This window comes from Acidobacterium sp. S8, assembly GCF_009765985.1.
Taxonomy (GTDB): Bacteria; Acidobacteriota; Terriglobia; order Terriglobales; family Acidobacteriaceae; genus Alloacidobacterium.
Window position 1 is genome coordinate 25,079 of the sequence record NZ_LMUM01000037.1, and the last position, 26,425, is coordinate 51,503.

The 26,425-nt window shown below is 55.6% G+C and carries 22 protein-coding genes and 1 tRNA gene; 13 read left to right on the top strand and 10 right to left on the bottom strand.

Translation table 11 applies throughout. The features are described from left to right. Position 1: 1 nt before the first annotated feature. The 6 genes from GSQ86_RS18910 to GSQ86_RS18935 all read right to left on the bottom strand — a co-directional run bounded on the left by GSQ86_RS18910 (position 2) and on the right by GSQ86_RS18935 (position 4,949). Positions 2-754, bottom strand: a complete 753-nt coding sequence (locus GSQ86_RS18910) for a TrbG/VirB9 family P-type conjugative transfer protein (RefSeq protein ID WP_158751755.1) — start codon at positions 752-754, stop codon at positions 2-4. Continuing rightward, entirely contained in the window at positions 751-2,493 is a 1,743-nt protein-coding gene (locus tag GSQ86_RS18915; protein ID WP_158751756.1) for a VirB4 family type IV secretion system protein, read from the bottom strand. Before GSQ86_RS18915 ends, GSQ86_RS18910 begins: the two co-directional genes overlap by 4 nt. A 21-nt stretch (positions 2,494-2,514) precedes the next feature. After that, on the bottom strand, positions 2,515-3,267 hold the full coding sequence (locus GSQ86_RS18920; RefSeq protein WP_158751757.1) for a hypothetical protein: 753 nt from the start codon (positions 3,265-3,267) through the stop codon (positions 2,515-2,517). Next, a complete protein-coding gene (locus GSQ86_RS18925) occupies positions 3,224-3,535 on the bottom strand; it encodes a VirB3 family type IV secretion system protein (protein WP_158751758.1) in 312 nt (103 codons plus the stop codon). Before GSQ86_RS18925 ends, GSQ86_RS18920 begins: the two co-directional genes overlap by 44 nt. 57 nt (positions 3,536-3,592) lie before the next feature. After that, the gene (locus GSQ86_RS18930; protein WP_158751759.1) at positions 3,593-3,922 is read right to left on the bottom strand and encodes a TrbC/VirB2 family protein; all 330 of its coding nucleotides are present in this window, start codon (positions 3,920-3,922) and stop codon (positions 3,593-3,595) included. Positions 3,923-4,214: 292 nt separating this feature from the next. After that, positions 4,215-4,949, bottom strand: coding sequence for a DNA methyltransferase (locus GSQ86_RS18935; RefSeq protein ID WP_158751760.1), 735 nt, complete (start codon positions 4,947-4,949; stop codon positions 4,215-4,217). Between the two features lie 599 nt (positions 4,950-5,548). On the opposite strand from GSQ86_RS18935, the gene GSQ86_RS18940 reads away from it, so the two are divergent. Together GSQ86_RS18940 and GSQ86_RS18945 are read left to right on the top strand one after the other, a co-directional pair. Further along, positions 5,549-5,806, top strand: a complete 258-nt coding sequence (locus GSQ86_RS18940; protein WP_158751761.1) for a helix-turn-helix domain-containing protein — start codon at positions 5,549-5,551, stop codon at positions 5,804-5,806. Continuing rightward, the gene (locus GSQ86_RS18945) at positions 5,803-6,984 is read left to right on the top strand and encodes a site-specific integrase (RefSeq protein WP_158751762.1); all 1,182 of its coding nucleotides are present in this window, start codon (positions 5,803-5,805) and stop codon (positions 6,982-6,984) included. The genes GSQ86_RS18940 and GSQ86_RS18945 overlap by 4 nt, the downstream gene beginning before the upstream one ends. Positions 6,985-7,219: 235 nt before the next feature. Here the strand turns inward: GSQ86_RS18945 and GSQ86_RS18950 are convergent, their stop codons facing one another. Beyond that, positions 7,220-7,612, bottom strand: a complete 393-nt coding sequence (locus tag GSQ86_RS18950; protein WP_216841211.1) for a hypothetical protein — start codon at positions 7,610-7,612, stop codon at positions 7,220-7,222. A 503-nt stretch (positions 7,613-8,115) separates the two neighbouring features. Here GSQ86_RS18950 and GSQ86_RS18955 point away from each other — a divergent pair. The 8 genes from GSQ86_RS18955 (at position 8,116) to GSQ86_RS18990 (ending at position 20,229) form a co-directional block, all read left to right on the top strand. Beyond that, positions 8,116-8,778 (top strand): hypothetical protein, encoded by a 663-nt coding sequence (locus GSQ86_RS18955; RefSeq protein ID WP_158751764.1) that lies wholly within the window; start codon positions 8,116-8,118, stop codon positions 8,776-8,778. 217 nt (positions 8,779-8,995) lie between these two features. Further along, positions 8,996-9,382 carry a hypothetical protein gene (locus GSQ86_RS18960; protein ID WP_158751765.1) on the top strand — a complete coding sequence of 129 codons (387 nt, stop codon included), beginning with the start codon at positions 8,996-8,998 and terminating at the stop codon, positions 9,380-9,382. An 86-nt stretch (positions 9,383-9,468) separates the two neighbouring features. After that, a complete protein-coding gene (locus tag GSQ86_RS18965) occupies positions 9,469-11,484 on the top strand; it encodes an RNA-directed DNA polymerase (protein ID WP_158751766.1) in 2,016 nt (671 codons plus the stop codon). Between the two features lie 400 nt (positions 11,485-11,884). Beyond that, positions 11,885-13,438, top strand: a complete 1,554-nt coding sequence (locus GSQ86_RS18970; protein ID WP_216841260.1) for a recombinase family protein — start codon at positions 11,885-11,887, stop codon at positions 13,436-13,438. After that, positions 13,435-14,304 carry a ParB/RepB/Spo0J family partition protein gene (locus GSQ86_RS18975; RefSeq protein WP_158751768.1) on the top strand — a complete coding sequence of 290 codons (870 nt, stop codon included), beginning with the start codon at positions 13,435-13,437 and terminating at the stop codon, positions 14,302-14,304. The genes GSQ86_RS18970 and GSQ86_RS18975 overlap by 4 nt, the downstream gene beginning before the upstream one ends. Next, positions 14,301-15,215 carry a plasmid partitioning protein RepB C-terminal domain-containing protein gene (locus GSQ86_RS18980; protein WP_158751769.1) on the top strand — a complete coding sequence of 305 codons (915 nt, stop codon included), beginning with the start codon at positions 14,301-14,303 and terminating at the stop codon, positions 15,213-15,215. The genes GSQ86_RS18975 and GSQ86_RS18980 overlap by 4 nt, the downstream gene beginning before the upstream one ends. A gap of 196 nt (positions 15,216-15,411) precedes the next feature. Further along, on the top strand, positions 15,412-16,353 hold the full coding sequence (locus GSQ86_RS18985) for an HNH endonuclease (RefSeq protein ID WP_158751770.1): 942 nt from the start codon (positions 15,412-15,414) through the stop codon (positions 16,351-16,353). A gap of 759 nt (positions 16,354-17,112) precedes the next feature. Beyond that, positions 17,113-20,229 carry a DUF3427 domain-containing protein gene (locus tag GSQ86_RS18990; protein ID WP_158751771.1) on the top strand — a complete coding sequence of 1,039 codons (3,117 nt, stop codon included), beginning with the start codon at positions 17,113-17,115 and terminating at the stop codon, positions 20,227-20,229. A gap of 40 nt (positions 20,230-20,269) precedes the next feature. Here the strand turns inward: GSQ86_RS18990 and GSQ86_RS18995 are convergent, their stop codons facing one another. Beyond that, positions 20,270-21,448, bottom strand: coding sequence for an ATP-binding protein (locus tag GSQ86_RS18995; RefSeq protein WP_158751772.1), 1,179 nt, complete (start codon positions 21,446-21,448; stop codon positions 20,270-20,272). Positions 21,449-22,581: 1,133 nt separating this feature from the next. Between GSQ86_RS18995 and GSQ86_RS24015 the strand changes: the two genes are divergently transcribed. Next, positions 22,582-22,815: a helix-turn-helix domain-containing protein gene (locus GSQ86_RS24015; RefSeq protein ID WP_158751773.1), complete on the top strand. Its 234-nt coding sequence runs from the start codon at positions 22,582-22,584 to the stop codon at positions 22,813-22,815. 12 nt (positions 22,816-22,827) lie between these two features. Beyond that, entirely contained in the window at positions 22,828-24,024 is a 1,197-nt protein-coding gene (locus GSQ86_RS19005) for a site-specific integrase (protein WP_158751774.1), read from the top strand. Positions 24,025-24,086: 62 nt separating this feature from the next. Here the strand turns inward: GSQ86_RS19005 and GSQ86_RS19010 are convergent. Next, positions 24,087-24,162: transfer RNA gene (locus GSQ86_RS19010), tRNA-Ala, on the bottom strand. Between the two features lie 214 nt (positions 24,163-24,376). On the opposite strand from GSQ86_RS19010, the gene GSQ86_RS19015 reads away from it, so the two are divergent. Then, a complete protein-coding gene (locus GSQ86_RS19015; RefSeq protein ID WP_158751775.1) occupies positions 24,377-24,994 on the top strand; it encodes a hypothetical protein in 618 nt (205 codons plus the stop codon). Between the two features lie 217 nt (positions 24,995-25,211). Here the strand turns inward: GSQ86_RS19015 and GSQ86_RS19020 are convergent, their stop codons facing one another. Continuing rightward, complete coding sequence (locus GSQ86_RS19020) at positions 25,212-26,195, bottom strand: OmpA family protein (RefSeq protein WP_254062491.1); 984 nt, start codon at positions 26,193-26,195, stop codon at positions 25,212-25,214. Positions 26,196-26,425: the final 230 nt, after the last annotated feature.

A 26,425-nucleotide genomic window follows, 5' to 3' on the forward strand; every position in this document is an offset into this window, starting at 1 on the left:
CCTACTGGCCTTTCCGCTCGAAGGTGAGCTTGTGCTTGCCGATTTCGAGGTATCCCTTGTCCACCACCTGCGGGATGACGTAGGTGCCATCGGTGAGCTGATAGGTAATGAGGTCGGGTTTTCCGTCCTTCACCTCGTAGACAGAAAACTTCTCAGCAGCCGAGGACTTGATGTAGGTGAACTTGTCATCGTGGTAGATCGCCGACACACTGAAGGGCGCAGCGTTTTTGTAGGCGTAATCGAACTTCAGCGCCTGCGTGGGGTAATTGGCGCGGTACTCTTCGAGTGCCTGCGTAGCCCGGTGCTGCGCAAGCTGCGCCTGCTGCTGCGCAACGGCGACTTCGGATGCCGGCAGCAGCTTGTCTGCGCCGTTCGCCGCGGCAATGGACGAGGGGTCACTCGGCTCGATGACCACCTTCAGATCCGGCTCGGTGGACTCGTCATCGTCCAGCGTGAACGAGTACACCGTGCCCTTGTCGGTGATCAGGTTGAGGTTCGAGTGGATGCCTTCCTTTGCCGGGTGCAGGAAGCAATAGTTGCCGACAGCGTCGATGATCCAGAAGTCCTTGTCGCCTGTAGCGACCTGAAGGATCTTCTCGGTGACGGGGAGTTGAATGAGCGTGGTGTAGCGCATCTTCGCGCGCACGCTCACGATGTCGTTCTGGTGGTAGTGGACGATGCGGGCCGATTGCTGGCCGTGAGCAACGGTCGCAACCAGGCCGAGCACCAGCGGGAAGATGGGAGCGCGGTTCATCGATTCACCTCATTCGGTTCTGTGGGTTGTGTGGGGTTGGGGTAGTCCTGGACCAGACGCAGGAGTCCCTGCTCCGGCCCGAAGCGGGCGAAGTATTGCTGCTTGAGGATGTTGTCGCGGGGCGTGTTCGTCGCCATCCAGTAGCTCAGCGGATCGACCGAGAGCCGGAGCTTCTTCGCATACTGCGGCTGTTTGAAGAGCAGGTCACGCTTGGGCACCAGCGATTCCAACAGCTCGAGGTCTGTGTCGTTCAATTGGAAGGCTTCGGCGTACAGCTTGCGGTCGATGCCCGGATTGGCGAGGAAGATACGGCTGGGGCAGGACTCGTTGACCAGTTGCAGCAGGTTGTTCGAGACCAGCTCGATCATCGATTGCGTGGTCAGGATCATGGCGCCGTTCAGCTTCCGCCACGTCTTCTCGGCTCTCATCACCCAGTCGTGAATGATCTGGCGTTTGAAGAAAATCCATGCCTCGTCGATGACGAAGAGCTTGAAGGTGGCGATGTTCTCGCGCTTTTCGATCTCCGAGGCTGCGCGCTGTAGCAGATAAAACAGCATCGGCTCCAGTACATCGGGATACTTATCCCACCCGTCGAAGTTGAAGGTCTGGAAGCGGGAGAAGGTCAGCGTGTCCTCGACGTTGTCGAAGAGATAGCCGAACTGCCCGGACTGCAGCCAGCGATGCAGGCGTTCGCCGAGCGGACCGAGGATCGACGCAAAGTTGGTCAGCGTCCTGATCTCACGCGGAAGCTTGTACACGCGCTCGATGCCGGCGAACAGGGCCTTCTCGTCCTCCGGCGTCAGGTCATAGCGTCCGCCCGCCTCGATCAGCACACGAAGGAAGAGATAAAGGAAGTTCTGGTTCTCGTGTGTCGGCGCCAGTGAAAATGGATTGATGCTGAAGCCGGGGTCTTTCAGCCCGACGTTGAGATAGCTCCCACCGAAGGACTGCGTCAGCATCTGGTAGCTCGCGCCGAGGTCGAAGACGAAGGTCAGCGGGTTATATTTCTGTGCCGACTGGATGAGGAAATTTGTGGTGAAGGATTTGCCACTGCCGATAGCGCCGAGGATGAAGGCATTGGGCACATCGCCCCAGTGTAGATTCAGGTAGTATGGCGTCCCGTGCGTCGATTCGAGGACGGCGAGGTATTCCTTGTCCAGTTGCGGGTTCCACTTCGAGCCTGCGTCGATGGTGAACAGGAACGACAGGTCCGCGTAGTTCGAGTTGAGTGCCCACTGCTTGCGAAGATTGAACTGCCGATTGCCTGGGACAGTCGCAAAGAACGCATTGAGCAGGTTGTAGCGTTCCTCATACAAGAGACCGTCATGCTGCGTGAACAGCTTCTGAAACTCCGCGACCGTATGCTCCACCTTCACGCGGTCTTCGTCGTAGATGACGACCGACAGCGTGAACTCGCCGAAGTTCTTGCCCTCCATGCCGAGCGCAGTCAGGGCCGAGCCTAGCTCGGCGACCGCTGCTTCTTTCGAGTCATCGACCAGCTCATCCTTCGGGCCGGTGTTCTGGCGGTCCTGAAGGTTCGAGACGAAACTGGTCTTCGAGTTGTGGTGATGACGGCGGCGCGAGGCGATCTCTTTCCGGGCCTTGGCGTTATCGACCGGATGCCACTCGGTGACGACGTGGAAGTTCGCGGGAACATCGAAGAGGCCCTGCAGCAGCAGGGGCCGCGTCTCGGAGGGAAGCTCTTTCAGTGTGAGGACGCGAAGGTAATCGTCCTCCACGCGCAGGTAGCCGCGATGCGCCTACAGCTCCGAGTCGCATAACTGCCGGTCGATGCACTGCGCGCTGTATAGACGCGCATTCTGATTCTTGGAGGGGCGGAAGTTGACGAGACTGCGCAGTATGCGAAACGTCTCCTCCGCCCCTGGCAGCGTGACCGTCATGAGGTCGTTTAGCTGCCCACTCAAACTCTGTACTTTCTGCTGCAACCGCAGGCGGTCGCGCTCGATCTGTTCGTAAATCAGCGTGCGTTCCTTATTGCCGGAGAAGAGGCCGCGCAAGTCGCGCAGCGACGCGCCGGGTTGCTTCGGTAGTTGCGCGAGCGCGTGCAGTAGGCCAGTCTTCTGGTAGCTGCCATCGATCATGACGACCCAGAAGATTTCTATGCTGTAGAGCCGGTCGGCTTTCGATTGCAGGAAGGCGCTGCGCTGTTCTACCGCCGCGCGCACGAGTGGATTCTCATACTCGGCGTGGGGTATCGCGGGTCGGTTGTGCTTGAAGAGGATCTGATAAAGGCGGCACCTGTCATCAAGCGAGCGCAGGGCGGCTTCGAGACGCTTGACCGCATAGTCGCGTCCGGCATGGTCGAGGCTCTCGTAGTCGATGCCTCCAATCTTCAGCACGGTGCCGAGGTCGCCGGATTTAGTGAGGAACGAGCGCGAGTCCCAGAACCCAAACAGGTTGATCTGTGCGGGAAATGAGCCAGCCTCTTTCCAGTCCTTCGTGATGTCGTCAACTCTGACCATCGAGCCTCGCAATGCGTATCTCTGTGTCATCGGTTTTCATGGGGTCGTAGCGGCGGCTGAACTTGCCGGAGTTGAAGAGCACGCGCAGAATTTCCACGTCATGCTTCGTGGCAATGCGGGCAATAATGACGCTCACGACAAAGAGCAAGATGCCGCCGACCAGCGAGTGAAGGAGTGAGAAGACGGAGCCTCCGGTGATCAGCGCGACGAAGAACAGCCTTCGCTCCGCGCCAAGCACGGTCAGCGGGCGGTTCATCGCTTTATAAACTTTGTTCTGTCGTGAGCCGCCCTCTGCCATGCGCTTCTCCTTTCCACCTTCGAGTTATGGGTTGTTGTTGGGCCTGCCGGCGAAGGGCTACGACGGGAAAAGCCAGGCCATGAAGTTCACCGCCCCGACCGCCATGCCGATGCCGAAGACAATGCCGGCGAGCATCTTCTTCGACTGGCCCTCGCCGTAGGCGAACATGAGTCCGCCCACGACGATGGCGACCAGCGACAGGCCGGTGGCGATGGTGCCGGTGAACGCGGTCTTGAGCACGTTCACCGCGTTGTCCCACGGATCGCTGCCGGACTGGGCATAGACCGGCAGAGCCGCGAGGAACATCAGGGATGGAATGGCTAGTCTCCGGGCATGGGTGTGCCATCGCCGGAGGCCAGGTGGTTTGGTTGGAAGTGTGTTCTGCATAGGCTCCCTCCATCTGCTTTTCCGGCGAGTGGATACTCCCGGCTGCAAGGATGTGGAGCGAATATAGGATTGGGCCGCTGGGCCGTCTAATGCTTTTTAGGGGGTGGGGTATGCAGATTCTGCATACCCTCGAACGTCGCGCTTGAACGGCTGAAAAGGCCGGGTGTATGCGACATCGGACGGAGGTGGAGGAGATGCCAAGCCATTCCTTCCCGACATGGCCAGCAAAGAAAAACCGCACCGTGGCGCGAGTCAAGGCGGCGGGAACAACGACTCAGGATTGGGTTCGCCTTTACGCGCGGCGCGGTGCGGGCAAAATGCACTCAGTCGGGAAGGAAGGAGAGGACCGCCTTGCGATCCTCTCTTTCACGCGCCCTAGCCGCTGACTCGCTGCCAGGTGGTACTCAGCATCCAACTCAATGCCGAGATACTTTCTGTTGATCAGCAACGCAGCCGCGCAGGTTGACCCGCTGCCAGCGAAGGAATCGAGCACCAGCTCACCCGGCAACGTGAAGCTGCGAATCAACTGCGCCAGCACTGCAACAGGCTTCTGGGTTGGATGCAGCTTGTTGCCGCTGTATGGCATCTCGATCACATCCATGAGCGGCTGCTTCGGCAATGGTGGTCTGCCCTTTGCCAGCAGGAATGCCTGCTCATGCTGATAGCGAAGGAACCTGCTCTTCGAGCTGTAGCTTTTGCGAAACACGATGTGTCCGACAGGCTGAAAACCCGCGTCTTTCCATGCTGCGAAGAAGGCATCGACTTTGCTCCAGCCGTAAAAAATCACAGCGACTCGATCCTGCTTGAGTACGCGATATGCTTCCTTCATTGCGGGCTTGAGCCAGTCGGCGTTCGCATCGTTCTGAATGGTGCGTCCATCGCGGTCGCGGTAGTTCACCAGGTATGGAGGGTCGGTCAGAATGAAGTCCACGCTATTCGCTGGCATCTGGCGCATGATCTCGATGCAATCTCCCTGCGCGATGGTGTTGATGAGTTGACTGGTCTGATTGTTCTGGATGGCCTGCATGGCTTGATCTCCTTTGTGATCCCGGAGTGATCTCTCAGGACACCTCCCGCAAGCGCGCGCGAGAGGACCGCTCCCTAGTGCCGCAGGCGTGCTTTTTCGGAAGGTTCGGAAATCTTTTTTGCGTTTGTTGCACAAAGATTGTTCGAAAGCCGAAACCGCAAGGCCGCGCAATGATAGGGTCCCCGGCAGGTCCGCACTTGACTTGCTGGGGTGGTAGCCGAAGCAGAACACCAAGCGCCGACGGGCGCGGGCTGCTTTTCTCTCGCGGTGCCTGAGAGAACACGCAGCACACAGGAGATCGATCTTCGCTTGCAGGCTTCCGAACGAAACGGGCCAGTCATTCACCTGTTTCGCAATAAGGAAGACTTCCAGCCAGATGCATAAAGAATGATTCACTCTGACAGATAAGAGAAGGGGAATAAACAACTTATAGCAGAGCGAGTGGGGTATACGGAATCTGTATACCCCACCCCTAAAAAGCATAGCCTCCAGTCAAAAAATGTTCCTATCTTCCGTCTCGCGGGCCTTCATCATCCTGGAGCCGCTGAATTTTGCGCACTGGGACGTACCGCCTGAAGGCTTCGTCCGTGAGGTCAACTATGTCAAACTCAATTTTCTCTTCTCCGCTCAAACCAGAGCCGTTCGTCAACGCTGAGCGTGCAGCGCTCTTTCTTGATATGCCACGAAAGACCCTGTTGGGGCTTGCCCGCCTGGGTAAGCTGCCGGCGCACGGAATCCCCGGCAAACGCAGGAAACACGCATGGCGTTTTCGTATTTCCGAACTCGATCTCTGGATGCGTACAGAGGTAACATCAGGTAGCGACCAGGGCCTTTCATCAGAAAGGAAGTTTCTATGAAAAGGCCTCGTTATCAGTTCGGAAGCCTATATATGGAGTCGCGTAGAAACGGCCCCGATGTATGGGTCTATCGCTGGCGTGAAACCAACCAGCAAGGCAGCCGCCAGCTGCGAAAGCAAATCCTGGGAACGGTAAAGGAACTACGGAACCAGGCAGATGCGTTCAGGGCGGCGGAGACGTTTCGCCTCAGTATTAACCGTCAGGCGGTCGAGCACGCAGGACCGCCACCAACCCTTCGTAAGCTCATCGAGCACTACCGATTGAAGGAACTGCCGATGGATCATCACGAAGGCAAAAGAAGGTCGACGAAGATGGGCTACATCAGCAATCTCGACAACCACATCGTGCCGCGCTGGGGAGACTATCTTCCGAGCCGCGTCACGACGATCGAGGTTGAGGAGTGGCTGAAGTCGCTCGTGCTTGCACCCGCAAGCCGGGCGAAAGTACGCAACGTGTTGAGCATGATCTTTCGTCATGGCATGCGCTGGGGATGGCTCGATAAGAACCCGGTAACGATGGTGCGGGTCAGCTCAAAGCGTCTGCGGCGCCCGGACGTGCTTACGGCGGAGGAGTTCCGTTCTCTACTGGAAGCTCTGCCGCAACGCGAACGTCTGTTAGGCACGATCTGTGCGACCACGGGTCTGCGGATCGGCGAGGTACTCGGTCTGAAGTGGGAAGACATTAACTTCACCACGCACATGGCCGATGTCCTTCGCTCCTATTCGGACGGCGCCGTCGGTCCCTGCAAGACGGAAATCTCCGAGCAGCCCGTACCGCTCGATGAGATTGTCTTGGAAGGACTGCAGGGATGGCGGCAGGTCTCAGGCTACCCGGAAGCTAGCGACTGGGTCTTCGCCAGCGATCATCACTTCGGCAAAACTCCGCTTTGGCCTGACAGCCCTCGGACCAAAATCCTGCAGCCCATCGCTCGACGGGTGGGCATCACGAAACGGATTGGCTGGCATACGTTCCGGCGCACATACAGCTCATTGCTGGCTTCAACTGGCAACGATGTGAAGGTGGTTCAGGAACTGATGCGCCACTCCAAAATCAGCACGACGATGGAGGTCTACGCGCAGGCGGGCATGGAGCAGAAGCGTGTCGCGCAGCGCAGGGCCGTCGATGTTCTACTGGGTAGGAAACCGAGGATTGCTACCATCGAGGGCGCAGAACTGTGATGTTCCCATACTGTTCCCACGAAAGTGGCCCAGTTCCCGGAAGTGGTAGCCTAAGTTGTTGAGTTGTTTGGTGGACCTGATCGGGATCGAACCGATGACCTCTTCCATGCCATAGTCCCAACATTAGGCTTTTCAATAACTTACAAGACCCCGGTGGCTCCCTAAGTCCTTGTAAGCTGACATGACGCCTAAACCGACGTATCGCAAAACGTATCGCGTTTTGGTGCATGAATCCTCAGCTCGGCAAGAAACCGCGTCGTGCCCTGAGTTCTAGACGCAGCTCCTCGCGGAGTGCTTTGCTCTTCCTCAGCCGCTTGAAAAACTCCTCCAGAACGCTCACCATAATCGCATTCACGCTCACACCCTCCTCTTCCGCCCAGGCTCGGATCACGGTTCGAGCTTCGACTCCAACATGCAAAAGCTGAGGTTTGGATAGCGGGAGTCCAGCCTTGCGAGTCTGCGTGATCGTTACGTCCTTCCGTTCGACGTTACGAAGGGCAAAAAGAACTACCCTCGAAAGATCGCCTGCCACGCGCGCCTCCTCGGTGACCGCCTCCCGGAGATCAATGGGTAGGCGCAGGGTCATGCCAGCGCGGTCTTCCGTCCAGCGCTGTCCCTCGCGGTTCACGTTTCGACTTGTCTTCCGTATTGCCAACGCGTCTGACTTCCTGCCCAAGTTGACTTGCTCCGCAAACATAAAGGTCCGATCGAGACCTCATCGCGAGTGGTCGTTCTGTGGTATTGAAATGGAACTTTCAATAGACGACATGATTCTAGCGTAAAAGAGCGTAGCCTTGCCGCCACAAGAGGCTATCAAATGAGCGCCTACCTTCCTAAATACTCTTGTAGAGTGGCCACCGTACCTGAAATTTGCGCGGGTTTAGAGAGAGACGCCGTACTCGTCCGTATGTAGCCTCCCGATTCTGGTTAATCTTCGTGGCGCGTGGTGGCCTTGCAACACGACGACGGAGCTGGGTGCTGAGCGTGCTCACCGCAGGGCCCTTGTATCCTCGAGAAATGGCCGAGATACAAAATCCCGTAGGACCACTAGTCAAGGCTGATGCTGTGAACTTCACTAGAGAGCAGATAGAGAGGCTACTCGCGGCTGCATGCAACTTCCAGGGTCAGGGCATGGCAGCACGCGAAAAATGCCGCGAGGACTTCCGCGATGCTGAGCGTGAGGACGACAATACCCTGCGGATAATGGTCGACGGGCTGGTTGGTTCACTTCAGGATAAGCTCTCCCAACCGATCGAGAAGGTAGATCCGGGGATCTCCTATCAGATCGGCTTGGTGACCTCCTACGTCCGAACTCACTTCATCGTCACCGATCTGATCCTGAACGGCGACCTGGTCGAGGCCGTGACGCTGATCCGGAAGCAACTCGAATCCGTCGCCCGCTTGAATGAACTGGACAAGCGGCCACTAGACAAACTTGAGGGCAAGACCCCAAACATACGTATGTTCTTCAGGCACGGGGGCGGAGAGATGTATGGGCACCTTTCAGAGGTGGCTCACTTTTCGAAATCGCGCGTTTCCGAACTGATGCATGTGATCCAGAACGGGGATCGTATCGGGCCAAGTCTCTATCCGGTCTTCACCGAGCACAGTTTCGCGTGCCTCGATATGCACCACTTCGTTTCGATCTACTTCCTGGCGTGGATCACAGAGAAGCTGTCCGAATGGTATCCGCACATCGATCACCAGGAAGGGAGGACGATGGTCGGCCTGACTATCGCATATGCCAAGAAAATCGACGTAATTCGGTTTCCGGATCGACAGCCGGAACCCTGATCTGGGTTCATCTGTCATTGCGTCTTGCCAGAATTATCGCGATTGTCTCAACATTCCAGGCTCGCATCGAAGACGGCATTTACATAGGGTCAAAACCTATGTGAACCAGCTAGTCTGAATGCCTGCGGACCATCATTTCGCCTCTTATGTGTGAGCCGGCGTTTGGTGGGAGAAGCACCGGCGTTCTATCGTTTCTGCATGACCTGGCGCACCCACAATGTTCGGTTACAGCTTCGGGATCTCCGACGGGCGGATTACGCTTGGCGATGGTAGCGAAGTCGATTGCCTACAGAAGGTCCACCCAATCGGGCGGCATGTAGCCGCCGGCTTCGCGGGTTCAGTTAACATCGGCTTCGCCATGATCGATGAGCTGCGACGTCTGGCCGACTATAAAGACCCTCGGATAGCATGTGACCCGGAAGCAGTGCGAAAGCAGTGGCCGGGCTGCGCCCGGGCGGTGTTCAACCGGTTCGGCCCCGAAGACCAGACCGACCAGTGTCACCTCATGCTGTTCATGGTGCACCCGCTCCAACACGGCGGGAATTCAGGCGGTCTGTTGGAAGCGACGATACAATCGAGCTTCCCGGTGATTGAACCCGAATGATTACGAAAACATCGCTAATCTCGCTGCGCAACCTCGACCTTGCTCTGTCCCGGATCCTCACTGCGAAAAATCACCAGCATAAGCGCATGTTCCGACACATCTATCAGGCCTACGAGCCGGGGCGCCGGGCGAACCTGCTTCTGCTACACGAAAAGCTCAGGGGTGGATGGAAGGCCACCCGTCCGATCCGCATTTACATGCCGAAGCCCTCCGGCCTGCTTCGTCCCCTCACGCTCCTGACGCTCGAGGATCAAATCGTCCTGCAGGCTATCGCGAACCAGGTCGCAAAGCAGACCTTCGAACGGAGGCGCGATGTGCAGGGACAGTCGGTTTTCAGCAACTGCCTGAGCAAGGATCCGAACTCGATCTTCTTTCTTCAGGATTGGCGATCTACCTATCACCAGTTCCAAGTCCGACTCGCGCGCCACCTGGCGGCCGGCAATCAGTGGATCGCACACTTCGATCTGGCGGCTTTCTACGAGACGATCTCACACCGCGCTCTCCAGACGATCGTAGCGCCTTCCGGTGGAGGGAACGAGCTTTGGTCGCTCATTCGCGAGTGGCTGTGCGTATGGACGTCCGAACAGGGAGGCATTCCGGTGGACCACGGCATACCCCAAGGGCCGATGGCGTCGGATTTCCTGGCGGAGGTGTTTCTCCTGCCGCTCGACGAGGCCATGAAGCGCACTGGCATCCCCTACATCCGGTATGTGGATGACATTCGCGTCCTTGCGAAAAGCGAGGAAGAGGCGCGACGAGCAGCAATCGTGCTGGAAATAGAATGTCGGCGTTGGAGTCTGATACCGCAAGGCTCCAAGTTCAAAGTCTCGCATGCGAGAACCATTGCCGAAGCTCTCGGTACGCTGCCCAGCATCGCGGAATCGACAGGTCGCGATGTGGACGAAGGCGAACTCGACGATGCATCGGCCGTGAGCATCCTGCGCGACGCCATCAAGGGTCGGCCGCCGCGTGTCGTGGACAAGAGCCGGCTGCGCTATGTTCTTTACCGGGCAGGTGCTTCCCCCAGTGTGCTCCGGAGGACGATCGATCTGCTCCCTCGGCATCCTGAGCATATCGATGCCTTCGCCGCATACTTGCAAAACTATTCGAAGTCCCGGCCGGTCGAGCGGCTGGTCTGGAGCATGCTCGGGTCCGGAGTTCTTTACGACTACGTTGAGGCCGAATTGTGGATGATCGCAGCCCGCATGGGCTCCGCCCAGACGCTCGCCGGTCTGCTTCAGAGGGCCCAGCTGCAGGCAAGACGACGGCCCCTATCGTTCTCGATGCGCCGTGCGCTGCTGACGTTTTTCGTGAGTTGCCGCAACGTCGGGGTCTATACGAACGGCATGACCATTAAGCGTCTGCGGGCTCAAACCCCATACATCCAGTCACTCATCGTTCCTCACTTCGTCAGCGGAGATTTCAAGGCCGGCGGCATAGCCTCCGAGCTGGTGAAGGCTGCGCTTCCGGGAATGGTTCTGGCAGGCCAGATGGTCGACCGCTCCATCACTGTCGAAGAACTCGGCGTTCAAGTCGCTGAACTGGAACCGGAGGTGAGAAACGTATTCCATGGCCTCGGCCTGATTGAGGGACCGAAGCAACCGCGCTTCGATCAAGTCGGCGATGTACTCCGGATTCGCTACGGCATCCCGTACTGGAAAGGATGGCGGGGACTCCTTGCCAGCAATTATCAGCACGCGCTGCAGGTCTTGCTTACGGCCGAGAACAAGTTCCTGCCTGATAGCTCGGGCTGGTTGTCCTCACAAAACTCCTTCAACGATGCGGTGTTCAGGGCGCTTCAGGCCTATCTTCAGAGCAAGGGGCTGCCTGGTGCGATGACCATGCTCGATCCGAAGGGCAAGCTGCACCCATTCGGCCGCCTGCTCGACAAAGACACGGCGTTCTCAAGAGCATTCCCTACGATGTCGGCTTCGCTTCGCGCTGGAAACGATCGACGTAATAGCATACCGGACAGCCATCCGTTTGAGTTCAAAAGCGGAAAGCGGACCAAGCGCCTGCGTGTCCGCGAACGCGATGAATTAAAGGCCAAATTCACAAGCGCCTACGGAGAGATCGTCACCTTCGTGAATGCGCAACCATAACCATGGGGCGCGGTTCGTGGCTGGGCGGGGTCTGCGCGATCACCGGCATCGTCCTTGTTGGGACCGATCGAGGAGTTGGCTCTGCTTGCCGCGGCTTCGCGTCAATTAATCGACGGTCGATTCTCTTGAGAATAGAGAAGCGCAAGCTTCTCATATCCGGCCACCACCCGGAGCGGAGATGGCGGTCAAGGCCGTGAAGCGCCGCGCTAGCGGTCGCAGCGGAGAGCCTTGACGGACACCGGAGCGGAGGGTAAGAGCTCCGCACAAACGAATGGTCTGTCAATTTTTGATACCGATCTCTCTTATTCCCATTGTTTGTCTCGCGCAGACAGGATTCGGTAGCTGATGTTCATGAACCAAGCGTAGGGTCGGAGAGGTTGAACACTTTTCGCCTCACTTGATGCCGCCCTCTATCGTCAATTCGACTCCGCCCACCACCCGTGCGGCTCAGTATGTCCGAATGTCAACGGAACATCAGCAGTATTCTCCGCAAAACCAGTCTGACACCATCACGAAATATGCCATCGCTCACAATATGGACATCGTCGCCACATACGACGACCACGGGCGAAGCGGGCTCAACCTCGCGGGCCGGGATGGGCTAAGTCAGCTTCTGAAGGATGTTGAGCAAGGGCGCACAAGCTTCACGGACCTCCTGGTTTACGACGTGAGCCGCTGGGGACGGTTCCAGGACGCCGACGAAAGCGCGTATCACGAATATGTTTTGAAGCGAGCAGGTATCCGCGTTCACTATTGCGGCGAGCAGTTCGCAAACGATGGGAGCATGGCGTCTGCGCTGATGAAGACGCTCAAACGAACCATGGCGGGGGAATATAGCCGGGAGCTGTCTGTCAAAGTCTTTGCGGGGCAATGCCGCCTCATTGAGCTTGGATTCAGGCAAGGCGGCCCGGCTGGTTACGGTCTCCGACGCCAGCTCATTGATCGTGACGGCAAAGAAAAGGGATTACTAGCGCGAGGAGAGCGGAAAAGCCTACAGACGGACCGTGTTGTTCTGGTGCCTGGTCCTGAAGCAGAAATTCTTGTTGTGCGGGACCTGTTCTCTCGTTTTGTGGAAAACGGGCAATCAGAAAAGAACTTAGCCTTCTACCTCAACAGCAAGGATGTACTGTCTGACATGGAGAAACCTTGGACGAGGGCGACGATTCATCAAATTCTCACGAATCCTAAGTATGTCGGCGCCAATGTGTACAACCGTCGTTCATACAAGTTGAAGATGAAGCGGCTGGTAAACCCACCTGAAATGTGGATCTCTCGCAACGAAGCATTCAAGGCAATCGTTCCCACGGATGTCTTTTTGCAAGCCCGCCGGATCATCGATGCTCGACATGTGCATTTGACAGACGATGACTTGCTCGCGCGGTTGCGAGTGCTGTTAGAGCGATGCGGGAAGCTGTCGGGGCTACTTATCGATGAGGCAGAAGATATGCCTTCAAGTTCAATTTACGTGTCGCGGTTCGGCGGTCTCCATAGAGCTTACGAGCTCATTGATTGGAGCGACCGGCGAGACTCCAGCTTTATTGAAGCAAATCGAGAGCTGCGTCGGCGGCATCAAGATCTAGTCAAAATCATCGTTGCGGATTTGCGAGCTACTGGGGCGCACGTAGAGGTAGACGACCGTTCCGACTTGCTAACCATCAATCACGAATACACGGCGTCTCTCATCCTTTCAAGGTGTCAGGAGACGAAAGCGCAGTCTCAACGATGGCGACTCCGGTTTGATGCTGGGCTAGTTCCGGACATCACCATTGCCGGTCGGCTGAATCCAGGAAATCAGACCGTTAAGGACTACTACCTGCTTCCAAGCATTGATCTCCTCTGGAAGCGGCTCAGTCTTGCCGCTGACAATGGAGTCTTGTTGGACCTATATAGATTCGACACCCTCAATCTATTTTTGAACCTCGCAAAAAGAGTTCCAGTGGAGGACGTAGCGTGAACGAGCAACAAGTTGAATCGATTCTCATCTCAGAAATCCGAATTACGAACCCACGATCACGGAATCGACTCAAGTGGCAATTGGTCGTTCAAAGCATCGCAACCGTAGGTTTGAAGCGGCCTATCACCGTAGCGCGAAGACCTCATTCAAATTCCGACGGCAAACGCTACGATTTGGTATGCGGACAAGGGCGCATGGAGGCTTTTGTCGAGCTTGGTGAAATGTTCATTCCAGCAATCATCATCGAAGCACCAGAACAAGATCGTCAATTGATGAGCCTGGTCGAAAATATAGCCAGAAGACCGGCATCGACCCATGCGATTTTGTTCGAAGTTAGGGTTCTGCGTGAGAGGGGGCACTCAAGCGAGCAGATCGCTCGTAAGCTTGGCCTGGACCGGGCGTACCTTTATGGAATCTGCAATCTCATTGATAAAGGAGAAGAATTTCTTGTCTCTTCCGTAGAGGCCGGTCGCATCCCGCTGAGCGTTGCCGTAGAAATCGCCACTGGCAACAATCATGAGATCTCCAGGGCATTGTCGGAAGCTTACGAGAAGGGCGATCTGCGTGGGGCGCGCATCTCGGCCGCTCGCCGGGTCATAAGCCAGAGGTTAGAAAGACAAAGGCTTCAAGGGAAGACCGCGCCGACGCGCCGCAAACTGACCGGCGAAGCTCTAGTCCAGGAGTATAAGCAAAAGATTCGTGAGCAGACCGCCTTAGTGGTGAAGGCGAACCGCACAAGAGATCGGCTGATTTTGCTCACATCCGCCGTTCGAATCCTATTTGCAGATGAGAATTTTCGCACTCTTTTGAAGGCCGAAGGCGTTCAGTCTGTGCCTGCGGAGCTTGCAGGAAGGATCCAACAATGAAGCGCGCATCCGCGAATTTGCGTTCTGCCTTTCAGAACAACATCCTGACGCTGCCGCTGAGCTCGATCGTCCCACAGAGGAGCGCAACTGCGGAAGCGCTCCGTTCCTCCATTTTCAAACAAATTCTGGCGTCTGTGCGCGAGATCGGCCTAATCGAGCCGCTGGTCGTCTATCCGCGGGAGGGAAAGGGCTTTCTGCTTTTGGATGGACATCTCAGATTTGAGGCTCTCAAGATATTGGGGAGTGAGGAGGTTAACTGCATCGTCTCCACGGATGATGAGAGCTACACGTACAACAAACGAGTGAACCACATACCACCCGTTGCCCAACACTTCATGCTCATGGAAGCTATAAAGAGCGGAGTTGCAGAGGAGCGTATCGCCGCCACCCTAAACGTTGACGTGGCGGCGATTCGGAGGCGGGTGCAGATGCTTGAAGGAATTTGCCCCGAGGTAGTCGAGATGTTGCGGGATCGGAAGCTAAGCCTGGACCTGTTCCCGGTACTGCGAAAGATGAAAGCAATTGGACAGATAGCGACGGTCGAGCTAATGGTCCTCCGCAATGACTATTCTGTCGCGTTTGCAAAGACCAGGCTCGCCATCAGTCCTCCGGCGCTCCTCGCGAAGACTTCAACTGCACGTCAACACACTGCTAATGCTGACGCTGCAGATGCACTCCTCGGCGATGATACAGATGGTCTCATTCAGAATCTGAAGGCAATTGAAGAGACCTACGGCACCGACGTTCTGACGCTTACGGTAAGCTGTGCCTATCTTGACCGGCTGTTCAATGAAGAAAAGATTACGAGCTATTTGGAACGACATCATCCAGGCCCTCTGGAAACGCTGAAGACGATTATCTCGGCTTTTAGACCCCCTTCAACACTGGAGAAAGGCGCGACCGCGCAATAATGTAGAGTGAGGCGTGCGATCCAACATAAGAGCTCAAGTTCAGTTCGGCTCATAGCTTTGGTCTTCAATCTTCACAAGCAGTCTTCCCAAAACCGAGTACTGCGGGTGCTGATTTAGAGCTCGCTGAGATGCGCTATATGCCGTTTAACTAGTCCAGCTACTATTAGGTCCACAGCCAAAAGTAGGCGCATTGGGTATGCGAATATTCGTTGCCATTACGGATCAAGATTGGTTCAACCTTCACGCGTCAAGTGTGCAGATTGACGAGGTAAACTTCTGGCGACCATCACCTACGGCTAATTTCAAGGCGCTCCAGCCGGGAGAATTGATGCTCTTCAAATTGCATTCTCCCCTCAATTTCATTGCCGGTGGTGGCTTTTTCACCAGATTTCTTCATCTAGCACTGAGCCTGGCCTGGGATAGCTTCGGTAGGGCGAACGGCGTCGTCTCTGTTGAAGAAATGAGAATGCGGATAGGGAAATATCGGCACGTAGATTTCGCGTCAAGTGATGATCCGAATGTAGGGTGCATTCTGCTTGCTGAGCCATTCTTCTGGCCCAGGGAGCTTTGGATTTCCCCTCCCGCTGAATTCAGTCGAAATAATCAAGTGGGGCAAGGCTTCGATGCCGAATCCGGTGCCGGCAAGGCATTGTGGGCTGCGGTATCCGAGCGTCTTGCCGTTCACCCGCCGCCGAAAATCGAAACCGCAACCGCGACACTTTCGGCGATCGAATCGAATGGTTATGGAAAACCTCAAATCGTCCACCCACGACTAGGCCAGGGTACCTTCCGGGTTTTGGTGACGGAGGCGTATGAGCGGCGCTGTGCAATCACTGGCGAACGCACGCTGCCTGTCCTCGATACGGCGCACATCATGCCATTCTCCATTTGCCAGCGGCACGAGCTCTCAAATGGAATCCTGATGCGCAGCGACCTGCACCGGCTATTTGACGGTGGCTACCTGACCATAGACCCCGCTGACCGAAAGGTAGTTGTCAGCAAACGCATTCGTCAGGAGTTTGATAACGGTAAGGAATATTATCGACTTGAGGGACAACAGATCCGCGAACCAAATAACCTCGCATTCAGACCGTTAACAGAGAACATCGAATATCACGCATACCACAGATTTCGATAGCCTGACCATGCCCTTTTTTCGATCTGTCCTCAGTTTCAAGTAGCTAGTCATTTCTTGCCCGCCCTTCGAGGCGATTGCAACTCCGCATTTATGCAAGCGACTTACAGACAGCTTTTCGCAATACGCCGACCTAGTCATTTAACAACGAACGGTCGGAACGATAGTCTGAAGGCGGACCTAGCAGGTTCGAGGTTCGGTGCTATCCAACCCGCATTTAGCTGCACTGTGATTCTTCTTCACCTCTTGTGCATGCGGGCCCGATCTTGCACGATGTCTGGATCCAATTGTCTGCTTGTGGCTGTCGGGGCTGGCCGCTAACCTCACAGTGTGTAAAGACTCGAGTTGGGAACCGTCAATGACGGTCGAGATGAGGTCGTTTTGATAGTTCACATAGAAACGGAGCGCGAAAAGAACCACCCGCGAAAGATCGCCGGCTACCCGCGCCTCTTCCGTGACCACCTCCTGGAGGTCGATTGGGAGGCGCAGAGTCATCGCGGCCCGGTGTTCCGCCCACCGCTGCTCACGTTTCTAACGATTGTCTTTGTTGCTAACCGATCCTTCTTCCCAGTGCGAGTCGTCGGCGCAGTCGAAGGACAGCGACCTCAATTCAATCTCACCGTTTTTGTCTCTCATTCTATTGAAATGAAACTTTCAACAGAAGAGGCAATCTTACGATAGAGAGGCAGAGGCGCCCCGATGACCGGCTCTCTTGCCGACTCATTTATGATGAGGACGCATGTTTGGAGCTTCCTTTCAAGAATGAGCGACCTAAACGAGGGCCTGTACGACCAGCTCGTCACTCGCCGCGTTCGTGAGTCTCTCGATCGGCAGGCCACCCTTGGTCTGAAATCGTTGGTTGAAGCGATCGAAGAGAACGATCACCCGGATTATCTCGCACGTCACCTAATTCGACAGATAAAGGCCGCCCTTCGTGGATTACCTGCGGAAGACCGTAATCGTCGGCAGATCGACCTAGCGAATTCTCTTTTGGACTTCGTGCGCGATCCGGCAGATTCGATCGAATTAGATCCTGTCGATGTACCCGGCCAAGTTCTTCGCGCTATCTACCGCGGCGCTGATGCACCAAAGCCGCCATCCACGCCCCTTAGCGTTACTAGCCTGCTCATGAATGCGTTGGATGAACCTCGTCTCGGCTTCGAACTTGAACGCGAAATGGCCACCGCCGATCGCGTATTTATGGTGGTCAGCTTCATCCAGTGGCGTGGGTGGCAGCGACTCAAAAGCGCATTTCACGAACTCGCGACCCGCCAGGTTCCAATTCGACTCCTCACGACGACCTATATTGGAGCCACCGATTTCCGAGCTATCGAGGAAATTTCGCGGCTGCCGAATGTCGAGTTGCGAATCTCACTGGATGGGCGTCGGCGACGTCTCCATGCCAAATCATGGCTGTTTCAGAGGGACAATGGCTTCAGCAGCATCTATGTTGGTTCCGCCAACTTGTCTGGACCCGCTCTTGAAGACGGCATCGAATGGACAGTCAAGCTGAGCGAAGTGGAAGCACCTCACATTGTCGAACGCTTCCGCGGAGCGTTCGACTCTCTCTGGTGTGATGAGGAATTCGAGCAGTTCCGACCAGACGATGAAGATTTTTGCCGGCGGGTGAAGCAGTCTTTGGAATATGCGAAGCGCGGGCCAGGAGGCCGCGATTCCGGACCACCAGTGTTCTTTGATCTTCGGCCGCATCCCTACCAACAAGCCACCCTCGATCAACTTGAGACAGAACGGATCGATAAAGGGCATTTCCGCAATCTCGTCGTCGCCCCAACAGGGACGGGCAAGACGCTGATCGCGGCCTTCGACTATGCTCGCCAATCCTTCTCGGGACCTAGACCGAGGTTGCTGTTTCTAGCGCACCGAGAAGAGTTGCTGCGCCAGGCCCGTGATCGATTCCGTCACGTGTTGCGCGACGAGTCTTTTGGAGATCTGTTAGGCGGTGGAGAAGAACCGAGTAGTTACGAGCATCTATTCGCGACGATTCAGAGCTTTCGTAGCCGAGGTCTACTTGAAACTCAGGGCGAGACACATTGGGAATACGTCGTGCTCGACGAAGCACACCACGTGCCGGCGGAGAGCTATCGCGAGATCGTCGCTTCTTTGCGGCCGCGCATTTTGTTGGGATTGACCGCTACCCCAGAGCGCATGGACGGAGAGAGCATCCTGCCGTGGTTCGGAAATCGAATCGCAGACGAGATGCGTCTCTGGCATGCAGTTGAACGCCAGTACCTGGTGCCATTCGACTACTACGGAGTTCACGACGGCACCGACCTAACCGGACTTTCCTGGAGCCGCGGTTCATACGCCATCGGCGAACTCGAACAACGCTACGTTGGCAATACGCGGCGGGCGAACCTAATCATAAGGGAGTTTTGCGAGTTCTATGGCGACTGGCGTCTTGCGCGAGGATTGGGGTTCTGCGTCAGTATCGCCCACGCCCAATTCATGGCTGAGTCGTTTCGCCAGGCAGGGATACCTGCCTTGGCTATTACCAGTGAATCCCCTGATGACGAGAGGGCGCAGGCCGCCATGCGATTACGCAATCGAGAGGTCAACGTTCTATTTAGCGTTGATCTCTTTAATGAGGGTGTGGACATCCCGGAGGCAGATTGCGTCCTCTTTCTGAGACCGACTGAGAGCTCAACCGTCTTTCTCCAACAGTTAGGGCGCGGACTTCGTCTGGATACAGGTAAAACGACTTGCCTTGTCCTTGATTTCATTGGAAACCAGAGGCGAGAATTTCGATTTGATCAGAGATTCCTTGCTCTGTTCGGCGGAACGCGCCAGCAAGTAATTCGGCAGATTGAGACTGGGATCACACGGCTGCCCGGCAACTGTTACTTCCGGCTCGACAAAGAGTCCAGAAAAGTAGTCTTGGAGAATTTGAAAGCACAGTTGCAGGTGAGTCGGGCTCGGATGGTCACGGAGCTAAACGCCCTGGCCGGCCACCTCGGGCGGCGGCCCACACTGATCGAATATCTTGCCGAAACGCACTATGAGCTTTCAGACGTTTACAAGCCTTCTATCGGCGGTTGGTATGCGCTCCTCAACGAAGGACGATTCCTTGAAGACCCGCTGACGGAAGCCGACGTTCTCCTGTCGAAGCGTTTCCAACTCTTGCTTCACATCGATTCGACCCGCCGGCTGCGATTTTACCTATATCAATTGAGCGCAAGACAGGTTGGCCTTGAGCCGATGCCGCCTTTGGAACAGCGTATGGTCCAAATGCTTACCTTTCGCCTATTGCAGAGCGAAGCGCGACAAACGGACACTGATTGGGACGCCGGATTGGTGCGACTTCAGCAAAACAACTTGGCAAGAGGTGAGTTACAGGAACTCTGCGAAGCAATGTTGGATCTGGTGAAGCTGCATACTGACGAAAGACCGTTGATGGATGAATGCCCTCTCTTCCTCCATCGGCAATACACGCGCGATGAGGTCCTGGTTGGACTAGGTTTACCGAATCTTGTTGGAGCGCGTCAGACTCAGACCGGCCGCCTTTGGATTGAATCATCAAATACGGAGATCTTCTTCGTGACGCTAGACAAGTCTGAGAAAACTTTTTCCCCCTCAACACGCTACGAGGACTTTGCGCTAAGTCCTACCCGATTTCATTGGCAATCCCAGAGCACCACCGGCGAGAACTCTCCTACCGGCCAGAGGTACTCACGTCAGCGAGAGAATGGCGCTAGATTCTTATTGTTCGTCCGACCTAGAAAGGGTGACCCATTCTTATTTCTTGGGCCTCTGCGATACGTTTCGCATTCAGGAAGCCGGCCTATGAGCATTTACTGGGACTTAGATTTCCCTATGCCAGCCTGGTTCTTCGAGCTTTGCGCCTCACTGCGTGCGGCGTAAACGAGGAGCACTTTAGAAAGCAGGTCGGTTTACCTTTCGCCTAGCGTGACAATCTTTTGAGTAATGTGTCCAGCGGCATGATCTCAGTCTTTGCGTCGTGCTTGTAACTCTCCCGCCCTGGGTAAACGACGATCTGATGGTTGGCTTTGACGTCGGCGCAGCCAATATAAAAGCCTTTACTGGGCTTCGGATCGCTGAGCGAACGCTTCATCTCGATTGCCCATCGCTCACTTGGCGCGGTCTCCAAAACCAGGTCAATCTCGGCTCCGACAGAGGTGCGGTAAAACCACGCCTGGGTGTTGGCCGGTACCGCACTCAAGATGTTCTCTATGAGCATTCCCTCCCAGCTCGATCCGACCACGGGATGCCCCAATAAGGTCTCCTGATCGCGTATCCCCAGCAGCGTATGCAGAAGTCCGCTATCCCGCACATAAACCTTTGGGGAGCGGACAAGACGCTTGCCGACATTGGAAGCCCATGGCTGCAGACGACGCACAAGCAGGAGGTCAACCATGATGTCGAGATATCTGCCCACCGTTTGGCCGCTGATTCCCAAGCCCGCCGCAAGCTGCGCCGCGTTCAGCATCTGGCCCTGATTGTGTCCGAGCATCTGCCAAAAGCGGTGAAGCGTCTCGGCTGGAACGCGTGGACCTAACGAGGGAACGTCCCGTTCCAGATAGGTCTGGATGAAGGCCGCGCGCCATTCGAAGCTCTGAACTTCGGTTTCCGCGAGGAAGCTGTCTGGGAAGCCGCCACGCACCCAAAGAGTTTGGCCGGCATTGGGGGAGAAACCAAGTACTTCGCTTTCCAGGAATGGGGTCAGCTCCATATAGGCGATTCTGCCCGCAAGCGTCTCCGCAGATTGCTGCAAGAGATCAATAGAGGCCGATCCGAGTAAAAGGAACTGGCCGGTGCGTTTCCCCTTTCGCTTTCTCCGGTCGATCAAGCTACGCAGAGTTTGAAAGATTCCTGGAAGACGGTGGATCTCGTCCAGGATCACGAGCCGATCTTCGTAATCAGAAAGGTAGAGTTCTGGATCCGCAAGCTTGGCACGATCTGAAGGGAGTTCCAAGTCGAGGTACAACGCTGAATTGTCAGCCTCGCTGGTGAGACTGAGGGCAAGCGTTGTTTTGCCGACCTGCCTGGGCCCGAGCAAAGCAACGGCGGGGAACTGACCTAAAAGCTGAAGGAGCCGGGTTTTGGCTGCACGCTGAATCATACCTTGCAATTATTCCACATCGCGGAAGAAATGCTAGGTAAATCTGCGGGCCCAACACTTTCTATATCAATTTCCAGATGAGTCTTGAACAGGCCTCACCAACACCATTGCGCGCATGCGCTCAGATCATCGCGAACGGAAGGATTCGGTGGTCCGGCGCAAGCAGAGCTGAAGCCTGCAATTTCGCACCGAAAAATATGCAATTTGAATGTGACGCACATTGCCCCTCTAAAGGTACATATGTGCGGCAGGATATCCTTCACAAAACAAATGGGATAGAAGAGCAAAACCCTCAAAGTGCGTCTGCGCTTTATGTTCCACTACCGCTCTTTCCCTGAAAGACAGCTCGAACCGAAGCGTTCCTCCACCGCTCTCTGAGCCTCAGAAAGCGCGGTCTTCGACCGCAATAAAAGCCGCACTCTGGCAGACAAAGTCTCATTCGCCCTCACCGCCCTTGACGATGAGGGAAAGTGCTATCAAATGCTGCCTAGTGCTGCAAAGTGAGGGAAAGTGAGGGTAGTCAAAGAGATAAATGGACGACCGCCTTGCATGAATGAAAATCCAATGGCAAACTCTTATTGAAATGTACTCGTCAATAAATAACGAGGTGGCTGAGGTGAGCGCACTCGTCGAACGGCTCCGAGCAAGAAAGGATCTCCTTCCGCTCAAGGCCAGGGGACTTAGGAGATTTGCTGTTGAGTTGAACGCCATCTCTGAAGTCGGTCTGCCCTGGAAAGCGGTTTGGCGGATATTGCGGGAGGTGGGATACCAAGGGACATACCGGCAGTTTGTGGCGATGGCGAATCGGCTAACGGGTAAACCTAATCGGACTAGAACGAAGACCAAGAACCTCCCTGCGCCGACCGCAGAAAAGCATCCACAGCCCGCCGCAGCGTCCGTAGCGAATCAGGGTACCGGGCAAAATAACAAACCCGAATGGCAAATCCGAAGAGAAGAAGAAATGGCGAGATTGGATCGCCTCGCCGAGGAGAACCGGGCCAGGGATACCCAGCTCAGTCGACCGAAGCTTTTTAAGCCTACGCCGTTCGAGGGTAGACATGAGGAATGATCGAACTCTTGAAAGCCAAGGAAGCAGTGTTGTTCGCGTTGCAAATGTCCAGATGAGGTGAGAGATGGAACTCCTGAATACGCCCACGACGCACGAACCGTTTGTCGCTCCTGAACGTGCCGCGGCTTTCCTGGCCCTGTCACGGAAGACTGTGCTCAAACTGGCCCGGAGAGGCGACCTGCCGGCGCATCCCGTAGGTCGAGGAGTGCGCCAGATGTGGCGATTTCGCCTCTCGGAACTCTCTCGATGGTTGGAGTGTGAAGCGGTAAAATTGGACCAGCCATCGGGGTCGGAATGAGAGGAATGTCTCTTGAATCGACCACGGTATCAACACGGCTTTTTCAGCCGTCATCAGCGCAAGAAGGGGCCAGAAGTCTGGGTTTATCGATGGCGGGATATTGACGCCAAAGGTAAACCCAAAATGCGTGCTCTTGTAATTGGTTCAGTGAAGCAGTACCCAACGGAAACGGCGGCATGGAAAGCCGTTTCCACACTGCGCCTCGACGTTAACCATCACACCTCCCGTCCTGAAGGTTTGCCAGAAACATTTGAGCAATTGGTAGAACACTACCGGTTGATCGAGTTGGATCTGGAAAAAGAATCCGAGCGGAAGGTCGTACAGACAAAGCAGACCTACGCTGTTTATCTGAAGGCAAGAATCGTTCCGCGTTGGGGCCATTACCGTCTTCGGGAGATCAAAGCGGTAGCGGTGGAGCGGTGGCTTGGCTCCATCGACGATTTAGCGAATGGGACCAAAGCGAAGATCAAGGGCATCATGAGTGAAGTCTTCCAACACGCGATCCGCTATGGCTGGCTCAATGATGGAGAAAACCCCATCTTTGCCGTCCGCCAGAGCACCAAGCGGAAGCGGGTCACGGAACCACTGGAAGTGGCAGAGTTCCGTGCGCTCATTCTGGAGTTGCCGCAGAGGATGCGCGTCATTGGCATCGTGGCTGCGACTACAGGGCTGCGGATAAGCGAAGTCCTGGGACTGAAGTGGATGGACATCGACTGGAAGACGTTGCAGATGGACGTTACCCGGTCGGTCGTGGACGGCATTGTGGGGAAGTGCAAGACAGAGACCTCCCGCAGGCCGGTCCCCATCGATGAGTTAACCACAGCCGAGTTGTTGGCCTGGAAGCGGGAAACCTGCTACGCAGAGCCGGAGGACTGGGTCTTCGCCAGCGAACGAGTTCAGGGCAAAATGCCGCCCTGGGCCGATACGCTTCTGGATCGCTTCCTGCAACCTGCTGCGAAACGGGCCGGAATCACCAAGTGGGTCGGTTTCCATACCTTCCGGCACACCTACTCAACGCTGCTCAAAGCAAACGGGGAAGATGTCAAAGTGGTGCAGGAGTTGATGCGCCACGCCAACATCTCCACGACGATGAACATTTACACGAAGGCCCTGACTTCAGCCAAGCGAGAAGCGCAGAGCCGGGTGGTCGATGTTCTTCTGGACCGTTCAAGAAATGTCGTAGAAAGTGCTGCGGAGGATGCAGCATGAGAACCAACGTATCGAAAGCGTATCGCGTTTTTTCTGCGAATCCGCTAAGTTGTTGGGTTTATTGGTGGACCTGATCGGGATCGAACCGATGACCTCTTCCATGCCATGGAAGCGCGCTCCCAGCTGCGCCACAGGCCCACATTAACGAAGGACTGTTCTTATTTTCTAGGATGACTAACGTTTCGTCAAACTGAGTCTCTGGAAATCCCTGTTTCGTCATCATGGACTGTGTTCACACGAAGCAACCATCATAAGGAAGGCCGCATCGGGAAACTATATGCAATTTATAAGTCGAAGTGTTTCCTGGCGGCTGATTGGTGCCGGTTCGCTAGCTATTTCCCTGAGTGCAGGAATGTCTTTTTGTCAGACTAACGCCGCCGGAGCCAACGCCGCAGCACAGACGGCCCAGGTGCCCGCGAAACCCTCCGATATTATGCAACCCGCCCTTAACAATGTGAGCCATACGATGGCCGGATTAAATATTTCGCGATGGAAGGCTCCCGGCGAGGTGCGCTCTGCTACGCAAGACAACACCACTTCCATCCAGCATGATCTCAGCAACACTCTTCCGGGTTTGCTCGCGACTGCTGATGCTGCACCAACCCAGGTCTCGGCCGTATTTCCTGTTTATCGCAACATTGATGCTCTTTACGATGTACTCTTACGCGTCTCGCAGACGGCCGAACTTGCGGCGCCGCAGAATGAAGCCAACAGCGTTGCCGATGCGCTGCATACTCTGGAATCGGCTCGGACTGAGCTGGGCAACATGATCGTGAATATTTCAAAGACGGCCGAGGAAGAGGCAATCAAGCTCCGCGCCGCCGTCCAGCAGGCGGCAACCGTGCAGCCTGCAGCACCGGCGAAAACCACGGTCGTGAATGACGGTCCAGCAAAACCTGCCAGCACGACTAAAAAGAAGAAGAAACCTGTAACCCCGCCGGCTACGCCGCCAGACCAACAACCGCAATAAAAAAGACTGCCTGGCCTATGGTGGGCACCTACTGCCACAAACGCCTCTTCTTGATTGAAGAGGCGTTTCGCTTTATGTGACGGAATCTGTCAACGTCCGAAGAATAGTGCAGCGCTTCCGGCCGGATAGCTATTTCAGGCAAAAAAAGGGCCCCTCGGGGGAGGGGCCAATCTGCCTTGGTTCTCTCGTTGTGTGAGAGCTTGGTTGCGGACCTTTTTTATTGTTGTGGTTGTCCCGCTGGTTGCGACGCAGCACCCTGAGGGGAGGGCTGCGCGGAAGACTGCTGCGTCGCACCAATCGGCGAACTCGCATTCGAGGAAGGCGAGTTCAAGGCCGCTAAACTGTTTTGCATCGTCGATACACGAACCACGCTACCGGTCGCTGCCGTGCCATCCGAACTTTCAAGCTTGGCATTGCCCATCGCAACCTGATGGATGCGATAGACCGGAATCTGGTGCTCGGTCACGAGGTAGCGGACAACTGCATCCGCCATGTGCTGCGAACTCTGGATACCTGCCTGACCACGGGTGCGCGAATATCCTTCGACTTCGACGATGTAACCCTTTTGACCCTGGAGCTGGGTTGCAATCTGATCGAGAGCATCTTTAGCTTTCGCGTTCAGGGTGGTCTGGCCGGAGCGGAAACGTATTTCCGTGTCGTTTACCTTCTGATATTGGTCTATTCCAGCCACCGTGGTATTCAGCTTACCTGTCTGATTACTGGCCTGTTGAGCCGTCGACTGAGCCTGATTTGCCGTGCTGCTGGCGGTCTGGGCGGTCTGGTTTGCCTGATCAGCCGTACTCTGAGCCTGATGAATGCCGGCCTGAGCTCGCGAATCGACATCCTTGATGTCATTAGCGTTTTTGGCCGTCAGTTGATCCAACTCATTCAGGCGGTCTTTTACGGGGCTCAACTGCCGATTTACCCACTTCTTGCGGGCAAATGGATTCATGTGGCCCCAGAAACCTTCATTCGACTTGGTGGGGAGGGGCTGACCTGTTGCGTACGTGCTGTTATCGTTCGGGTTCATTCCATTTGCTGTACCACTGGCCGAAGCGCCCGTCTGCACTTGTGCATTGGGGGTGGGGGAGGGCGGTGGGGAGGACTGACCCGATTGTGCAAACGCTGGGATTCCGAGGCTCGCTGCGAGAACCAATGTTGCTACTATGCGGAGATCTGGATTTTTTTTAGTCATTTTCATCGTTTTGTATCCTTCGTAGTAACTTCCTGCTAAGAACACACTCCGGATGCTGCGCAGCGTCCCTTACGCAGAGATAAATAGCAGTTGGCTTGCCAAACTCACCGCAGAGATGGAACAAAGTTGTTAGGGTTATTGAATTGAATAACTTGCGGGTTGAATGACGGAAATATCCACAGGAAAGCTTTTGATATGAGTTCCGAAGTTTCGAGCGGAATCGAGCGCAGTTTACG